Below are 6,582 nucleotides of genomic sequence, written 5' to 3'. Positions count from 1 at the left end.
ACGTCCGGCGCCACAGGCACAGAATCGAGCATCCCAAGAACCCCAGCCACAGAAGGGACCCCGGCAACAGAAGGCAGATCCTCCACGAGCGCGGCGCCGACAACAGCACGGACACCGGCAACCGGACAGACCTCATCACCCCAGTCCACAGCTGCCGCCACCGCTTCCCCAAACGTCTCCATACACAAAGTCTTCCAGCAGAGCCAGAGAAAAAACGGCGCCACCGACGCTATGTGGATAACGGCAACCAAGGCGCCGATCAATACCCACTGCAAGTGGCAGGATGGGCGGGGTGAAAATCCTCGAAACCGAGCGGTTGATTCTCCGCCAGTGGGACCTGAAGGACGCCGGGTTCGTGCTGGATCTGTACTCGCGCTGGAAAGTGCAGCGCTTCATCGGCAACCACCCCCAGATCATGCGGGACCGGGTCGAGGCCGAGGAGCGGATCCGCGCTTGGCGGAGCATGGATCATCCGGTTCACGCAGTGTGGGCCGTCCAGCTGAAAGCGCCGAATCATGTGCAGGGCAATGCGGAGCGAGGCAAGCCGGCACCCCTGGCCGGGGCACTGCTCCTGAAGTCCATCCCGGCGTCGGGAGAGTCACTGCCGCTGCAGCCTTCGGGCGATACCGAGATCGGCTGGCACTTCCACCCCAGCTACTGGGGCCACGGCTTCGCGACGGAGGCTGCTGCCGCGGCCCTCACCCACGCCTTCGAGAGCGGACTGGACAAGGTGGTGGCGGTGACGGCCCCGGCCAACGCGGCATCCCAGAAGGTCTGCCTGCGCATCGGCATGGTTCACCGTGGCCAGACCGACAGGTACTACAACGCGGTGTGCGAGCTCTTCGAGGCGCAAGCACCCCACCAACGCTGACCACCCCAAAGCCAAAACCGCACGAGGACAGGCAGACGACGGCGGGCAGCACCGCCGTCGTCCACGTCACCCGGTCAGTCCACCTGGCCGCGCCCGCGCCACAGCCGCTGCCACCAGGTGCGCGGAGGTTCAGGTTCCGGCGCAGCCTCCGCAACCCGGGCTGCACGGCGTTCACGCCAGCGGACCACTTCTTCCTCGACGTCCCTGGTTTTGGTGATCACCGGCGGGCCGCCTTGGAGCTGGCGGCGGGCATCAATGACTCGGCGGTTGAAATCCTGGAGGATGTCACGGACCTGCTGCTCCGTGTACTGCTCATCGATCTTTCCGTCCAGCTCCGCGTCCTCGGTGCGCAGCAGGATGGCCGGCGGGCCGAGGCCGCTGATGTTTTCCCGCTGGAGAAGCCCCTTGACCCACCAGTCAGGGTCGTACCGCTCGCCAAGCCCGGGAATCGGCTTGCCGGCGTACTTGAGGTTGTCGAACTTGCCCTGCGCCATGGCGTCACGGACCAGGTAGTCCGCCCGGGCGGCGTCGCTTACCTTCTTGCGCTTTTCCCGTTCTTTTTCGTCCAGGGCCTCAAGCGCTGCTTCCTCCTGGTTGCTGATGCCGGCTCCCCGGTAGGAACGCAGCTCCGCGGCCCGCTCCAGGCGCTTCCGGAATTCTGCTCCGCCGCTGCTCATGTGTCGCCGCCTCATCTGGTTGGCTTCCATCCAGTATTTCCAAGCTTCCCGCCTGGTTCAACGGCTGTGAGGGCGCCCGGATTCCCGCAACGCGTATGGGCAGGAGCGGTCAACGAGGAGAAGATGGCCCGCCGCCAGCTCCCTGCTTGTCTTTGCTGCGGGACCCACGCAGGAGGGGTAGGCGAAGCAGCCACTGTCCAAGCAAAGTGCGCACTGCCAAAGGCAAGCGTACGACGGCGGGAGGCACCCGCCGTCGTACGCTTCCTTATGCTGGTAGCCCGGCAAGCCGCTCAGGCGTTGGCGTGCTCGGCAAGGATGGCGTCGATCTGGCCGACCGCCTCCCGCATGCCTTCCTCCATGCCCATTTGGACCATCTGTTCCATCTGCTCTTCGGATTCGAAGATGGTGGCCACCGTCATGCTGGTGCGCCCGCCGTTTTCCTCAAGGGTCACCGTGACGTGCGTGGCGCCCATGGCCTCAACGGGTTCGCCTTTCTCGTCCGCAAAGCCGTCATCGAACTGCAGGCGGATGGGCGGCTGGATGGACGTGAAGCTCCACCAACCGCCCGCCTTTTCACCCTCAGGGCCGGTCATGTAGTAGTTCGCCTTGCCGCCCGGCTCGAACTCGAACCGCTCGAAAGTGGCCGGCCAGGTGGGCGGTCCCCACCAGCGCTCCAACTGGCGCGGGTCCGCCCAGAGCCGCCAAACGCGTTCGACGTTGGCGTCGAACTCTGCGGTGAGGGTGTAGCTGAGCGCCTCAACATTCTTGGTGGTATCAATAACCAACATTGCAGAACCCTTCCTTATCCTTCAGCCAGAATTCCGGCCATCCGGCCCACACGCTCCTGCCAAATAGCCTCATACTCATCGAGCAGCCGCCGGGCTTTCTGCAGCCCTTCGTGATTGCCCCGCACGATCTGCTCCCTTCCGCGCTTTTCCTTGGTGACCAGGGAGGCGCGCTCCAACACCGTCACATGCTTTTGGACTGCGGCGAAACTCATGGCGTAGAGGGAAGCAAGGCCGGAGACCGAATACTCCCCCACCGTCACCCGGCGGACGATGTCCCTGCGGGTGGAGTCGGCGAAGGCCTGGAACAGGCGGTCGAGCTCGGTTTCGCGGAGCTGATCTACAACCATTTGGTTGTACGATAGGCCTGGCTGGGGCAGGTGTCAATAGTCTGGTTAGCCGAACCGGTATCTTGAAGGCCATGAGCATTTACCTCGTCGGCGCAGGACCGGATCCTGTCTCCTTTCCCGCAGTTTTTGACCGGTTTATTGGCGATGTCCAGCAGCGGGCGAAAACAGCGGGGAGAGAGTTCGCCCGGGTTGCCGTTGTGGTGCACGACCGGGGCGGAAACCCGGGGAGCGTCCTTCCGGCCTACGTGGAACCGCTGACGGCACGGGCACCCCTTGAGGTGGTGCCAGTCCTGCTGGGATCAGGCGAAACCGCGGAGGGGTCACTGTTCCACGGCGTTGACGGGCTGGTAGTGGGCGGAGGACTGACGCCGGCGTACCACCAGCTCCTCGGAACGGCAGCCCCGATTATTGCCGGCCTCGTGGACAACGGCGTTCCCTACCTTGGCTTTTCCGCCGGTGCCATGATTGCCCCTGGCAGAGCCCTGATTGGGGGCTACCGGGTCGATGGCATCGAGGTGTGCGGCGAAGAGTGCGGGGAAGGCCTGGACCAGTTGGATATCAGGGAGGGGTTGGGGCTGACTGGCTTCGCCGTGGACGTGCATGCGGCGCAAGCAGGAACCCTGAGCAGGGCAGTGGCTGCGGTGGCTGCAGGGCTGGTGGACCGGGCCGTAGCGGTGGATGAGGGCACAGCTCTTGTCCTGCCGGCAGCCAGAGATGAGGGATTTAAGGTGCTGGGTGCGGGCAACTGCTGGGACATCCGCCGGCCCGCCCAGGAATCAGGCACAATCTCCCGGCCCTCCGTCACCGTATCCGTGCTGTCCCCGCTGGGAGGCGCAGGCTTCCGGCCCGCGGCATCCTAGTCGAAGTGGGTCTGGACGCTGCTGCCTGACAACTGCTCGACCAATTCCTGTGCAACGTCCCGCAGCTTGCGGTTGCGGTTGCTGGAAACTTTTGTGAGGATGTCCATCGCCTCGGCCTGGGAGCAGCGGTTCTGGCCCATGATCACGCCGCAGGCCAGGTTGATGGCAGTCCTGCTCTCAAGGGCCGCCTCCAGGTCCTCCGCCCGGTTCTGCACTGTATTGATCCGCACTGAGAGGTGCAGTGTGTTGCGCGCCGCCGCGGCGAACCCCACCGCTTTGTCGTAAACCTCAGCGGTGAAGGTACCGGGCTTGGCGGCGAAGAAGTTCAGTGCTGCGCGGGCATCGCGGGTGATTTCCAGCGGGACGCCCAGGCTGCTGTGGACATTGGCCTCAGCGAGCTTTTGGTTGAAGGAGGGCCACCGGGGATCCCTGGCGACATCGTCGATCATGACCGGAGACATCTCACGCAGAGCCAGGATGCAGGGTCCGTCGCCCAACGCCTGCTCCACCTGGTCAAGTTCTATAGCCCGGGCGCTGCTGCCTGCAGCTGTGGCGGGCCTGCGGGACAACTTGAGTGTGACGGCACATTCAACGTCACCACCCGCCGCCTCAGAAACTGCGGCGGCTGCCAAGCCTGAGAGCCCGGAGAGGAACTCCACGGCGTTCCCGGCACCCACCAGGATGCCCTGGAGTTCCCTTATGGCTTCGTTTTCCCTCGAGCTCGACATGGGCCAATCCTACTGGAGTTCGTGCTGCACCGCCGCCGCTTCGGGCTCATCCGAGGGTTTCTGCATCATCCGCTCAGAGGATGCATGCATTGCTTCCCGGGCCAGTTGGAGCCGCCGGGGATTGCGGCCCGCCCGCCGCACGGCTGCGTCCAGTTCGGCCAGGGCATTACGGAGCGTGGGCGCCTCCGGACGCTGGATAACAGCAGGCATAAAGGCATCCATCGCGGCCTGGAAATCGTCGTCCATGTCGCTCTTGTGCAGGCGGGGAGCCAGCCGGGCAAAGGACCGGACCAGTTCGGCACACGTCTGGCCCTGGCGTAACTCTGTGCCCGCAATCACGGAATTGGAGCGGGCCCTCATGCCCCTGTGGCTGACATACTTTTCGCTCTCCGGAGACGCCGGTGGATATTAGGTGGAAGCCTACCTGCAGGGACTTGTCTCGCTGCCGGCCGTGCAGCGTGACCGCGAAACAGCTTCCGGAGGGCCGGCATGACCTGAGGAACGGGACTGTTTTTTGATGGAGGAGACAGGCGTAGTGTCGGTAGTAGGAGATTTCGGGATGCTCGCAGGATCCGGGGGTTGAATACAAGGGCTTAGCCGCGCTTAGAGCGGGGGCCACAGCCAGGAGCACCTACCCGGCGGATCAAGGATCGAGGCCTCATGGCTACGAGCAAGGCATTGACAACTTCGGACGAGTTCCAGGACCTGCTGCTTGAGAGCCCGGGCTTCCCCGAGTTTCTCCTTGGCCTGGCCACGCTTTCCGCCTCGTCCCTGAGTTCGGACCAGTCCGTAGAGTGCACCATCACGGTAGAGCGCGACGGCGTTCCCTCCACAGTCGCCAGCAGCAGCGAAGAGGCGCAGCACCTGGACGAGACGCAGTACGCGTTCGACGACGGCCCTTGCCTGACTGCCGTCCGCCGGCAGCGGATGGTACTGATTCAGGACCTGGGCAGCGACGGGCAGTGGCGCAGCTACTCGCCGACCGCCCTGAGGGAAGGCATCCACTCCGTGCTCGCGGTACCCATCCCCGCCGGCCCCTCCGCGCGGGCGGCACTTAACTGCTACGCGCGTACCGCCTACGCCTTCGACCAGGACAGCGTGGAGTGCGTGGAGGAGCTGGCGGCGTCAATGTCCCGCATCCTTCAGCTGGCACTGCGGCTACATACACCGGAAGCGTACCCAGAGCACCTCCGCGCGGCGCTCAAGTCCCGGGCAGTTATGGACGCAGCCGTTTCCCTGATCATGCTGCAGCATCGCGGTGGCCGGGACGGGGCCCTGGACATCCTCCAAGCGGCGGCCAAGTCAAGCAACCGGAGAATCCATGAAATAGCGAGTGACATCGTGCAGACAGGAAGAGCACCCTCCACTCCGGCTGAAGGAGGATGACATGCCTTCCGACGGGTCCGGCGGCCAGGAATACCCCACGAAGGCGGGCAGCTTGATATCCCCGCCGTGCAAGTAACCCTGGTGGCGAGGGCGATGGCGGAGATGACGGAAGGTAACCTGCTGTGACGATTTCCGGAGACAGCCCGGACAGCTTCCCCGGCAGACCCGACGAGTTTCCGGACACTGAAACGACGTTGCAGGAAATGGTCCTGGAAAGCCAGGACATCGCGGGCTTCCTGAGCGATCTGGCCATCATGGCAGCGTTCCGGCTGTCAACGCCGGACAACCAGGTTCACTGCGGAGTCACCGTGATCCGGCACAAGAGGCCTGAGACCGTGGCCAGCAGTGACGCCACGGCACATGCCTTGGACGAACTGCAAAACGGATTCGGAGACGGCCCGTGCCTGACCGCGCTCAGGAGCAGGACGCCGTTGCTGATTCCCGACCTGGCTTGGGAGGGCCGGTGGAAACCCCACATCAGGGCTGCCATGGCCCAGGGAGTGGCCTCCATCCTGGCCGTGCCGCTGGACCTTGCCGGCGAGGCGGAAGCGGTCCTCAACGTCTACTCGGGCCGCAGCAACGGGTTTTCAGCCGATGACATCTCCGTGGTCGAGGCTTTCGGAGGCCAGGCGGCCGGCGCCCTGCGTCTGGTCCTTCGCATCACCCAACTCAGCGAAGCAAGGAATGACCTTGCCACCGCACTGCAGTCCCGAACCGTTATAGATATGGCAATCGGGGCGATTATGGCCGAAAACAGGTGCAGCCGCGACAAGGCGTTCAGCATTCTTACCAAGGCTTCCAGCACGCGCAACATCAAGCTGCGTGAGGTGGCGGCCTCCGTTATCGCCTCTATTTCCGGCGAAAAGCAGATCAAGACGTACTTCGACGAATGACAGCAGGTCCTTCCCGACGGGACACCCGCACT

The 6,582-nt window shown here is 64.2% G+C and carries 10 protein-coding genes; 4 read left to right on the top strand and 6 right to left on the bottom strand.

The genetic code is table 11. The features are described from left to right. Positions 1-182: hypothetical protein (locus FDW84_RS19520; RefSeq protein WP_205754765.1), on the bottom strand; the 182-nt coding region annotated here is incomplete at its 3' end. 101 nt (positions 183-283) lie between these two features. Between FDW84_RS19520 and FDW84_RS18535 the strand changes: the two genes are divergently transcribed. Then, positions 284-871, top strand: coding sequence for a GNAT family N-acetyltransferase (locus FDW84_RS18535; protein WP_171046839.1), 588 nt, complete (start codon positions 284-286; stop codon positions 869-871). Between the two features lie 74 nt (positions 872-945). On the opposite strand, the gene FDW84_RS18530 is transcribed toward FDW84_RS18535, so the two are convergent. From FDW84_RS18530 to FDW84_RS18520, 3 genes are all read right to left on the bottom strand, one after another. After that, positions 946-1,548, bottom strand: coding sequence for a DnaJ family domain-containing protein (locus FDW84_RS18530; RefSeq protein ID WP_138610955.1), 603 nt, complete (start codon positions 1,546-1,548; stop codon positions 946-948). Positions 1,549-1,838: 290 nt separating this feature from the next. Further along, positions 1,839-2,336, bottom strand: a complete 498-nt coding sequence (locus FDW84_RS18525; protein WP_138610954.1) for an SRPBCC family protein — start codon at positions 2,334-2,336, stop codon at positions 1,839-1,841. Positions 2,337-2,350: 14 nt separating this feature from the next. After that, positions 2,351-2,683 (bottom strand): ArsR/SmtB family transcription factor, encoded by a 333-nt coding sequence (locus FDW84_RS18520; RefSeq protein ID WP_138610953.1) that lies wholly within the window; start codon positions 2,681-2,683, stop codon positions 2,351-2,353. A 71-nt stretch (positions 2,684-2,754) separates the two neighbouring features. Between FDW84_RS18520 and FDW84_RS18515 the strand changes: the two genes are divergently transcribed. Continuing rightward, positions 2,755-3,543 (top strand): type 1 glutamine amidotransferase family protein, encoded by a 789-nt coding sequence (locus FDW84_RS18515; RefSeq protein ID WP_205754764.1) that lies wholly within the window; start codon positions 2,755-2,757, stop codon positions 3,541-3,543. Here FDW84_RS18515 and FDW84_RS18510 read toward each other — a convergent pair. Together FDW84_RS18510 and FDW84_RS18505 are read right to left on the bottom strand one after the other, a co-directional pair. Beyond that, positions 3,540-4,271 carry a GAF and ANTAR domain-containing protein gene (locus FDW84_RS18510; protein ID WP_138610952.1) on the bottom strand — a complete coding sequence of 244 codons (732 nt, stop codon included), beginning with the start codon at positions 4,269-4,271 and terminating at the stop codon, positions 3,540-3,542. The genes FDW84_RS18515 and FDW84_RS18510 overlap by 4 nt on opposite strands. A 9-nt stretch (positions 4,272-4,280) precedes the next feature. Further along, positions 4,281-4,631, bottom strand: a complete 351-nt coding sequence (locus tag FDW84_RS18505; protein WP_138610951.1) for a hypothetical protein — start codon at positions 4,629-4,631, stop codon at positions 4,281-4,283. Between the two features lie 300 nt (positions 4,632-4,931). Here FDW84_RS18505 and FDW84_RS18500 point away from each other — a divergent pair, with 300 nt between their 5' ends. Beyond that, positions 4,932-5,657: a GAF and ANTAR domain-containing protein gene (locus tag FDW84_RS18500; protein ID WP_138610950.1), complete on the top strand. Its 726-nt coding sequence runs from the start codon at positions 4,932-4,934 to the stop codon at positions 5,655-5,657. A 122-nt stretch (positions 5,658-5,779) separates the two neighbouring features. Next, positions 5,780-6,550 (top strand): ANTAR domain-containing response regulator, encoded by a 771-nt coding sequence (locus FDW84_RS18495; protein WP_371419187.1) that lies wholly within the window; start codon positions 5,780-5,782, stop codon positions 6,548-6,550. The last annotated feature ends 32 nt before the right edge of the window (positions 6,551-6,582 follow it).

Origin of the sequence: Pseudarthrobacter sp. NamE5, assembly GCF_005796225.1 — a bacterium.
In the GTDB taxonomy this organism is placed as follows: Bacteria; Actinomycetota; Actinomycetes; order Actinomycetales; family Micrococcaceae; genus Arthrobacter.
The sequence above is the reverse complement of the archived record's forward strand: the minus strand, read 5'-3'. Positions and strand labels throughout refer to the sequence as shown.

What these genes read in the sequence shown, in the direction of transcription:
- FDW84_RS18535 (WP_171046839.1), top strand. Translation starts at nt 284, where the DNA reads ATGGGCGGGGTGAAAATCCTCGAAACCGAGCGGTTGATTCTCCGCCAG.
- FDW84_RS18530 (WP_138610955.1), bottom strand. Translation starts at nt 1,548, where the DNA reads ATGAGCAGCGGCGGAGCAGAATTCCGGAAGCGCCTGGAGCGGGCCGCG.
- FDW84_RS18525 (WP_138610954.1), bottom strand. Translation starts at nt 2,336, where the DNA reads ATGTTGGTTATTGATACCACCAAGAATGTTGAGGCGCTCAGCTACACC.
- FDW84_RS18520 (WP_138610953.1), bottom strand. Translation starts at nt 2,683, where the DNA reads ATGGTTGTAGATCAGCTCCGCGAAACCGAGCTCGACCGCCTGTTCCAG.
- FDW84_RS18515 (WP_205754764.1), top strand. Translation starts at nt 2,755, where the DNA reads ATGAGCATTTACCTCGTCGGCGCAGGACCGGATCCTGTCTCCTTTCCC.
- FDW84_RS18510 (WP_138610952.1), bottom strand. Translation starts at nt 4,271, where the DNA reads ATGTCGAGCTCGAGGGAAAACGAAGCCATAAGGGAACTCCAGGGCATC.
- FDW84_RS18505 (WP_138610951.1), bottom strand. Translation starts at nt 4,631, where the DNA reads ATGAGGGCCCGCTCCAATTCCGTGATTGCGGGCACAGAGTTACGCCAG.
- FDW84_RS18500 (WP_138610950.1), top strand. Translation starts at nt 4,932, where the DNA reads ATGGCTACGAGCAAGGCATTGACAACTTCGGACGAGTTCCAGGACCTG.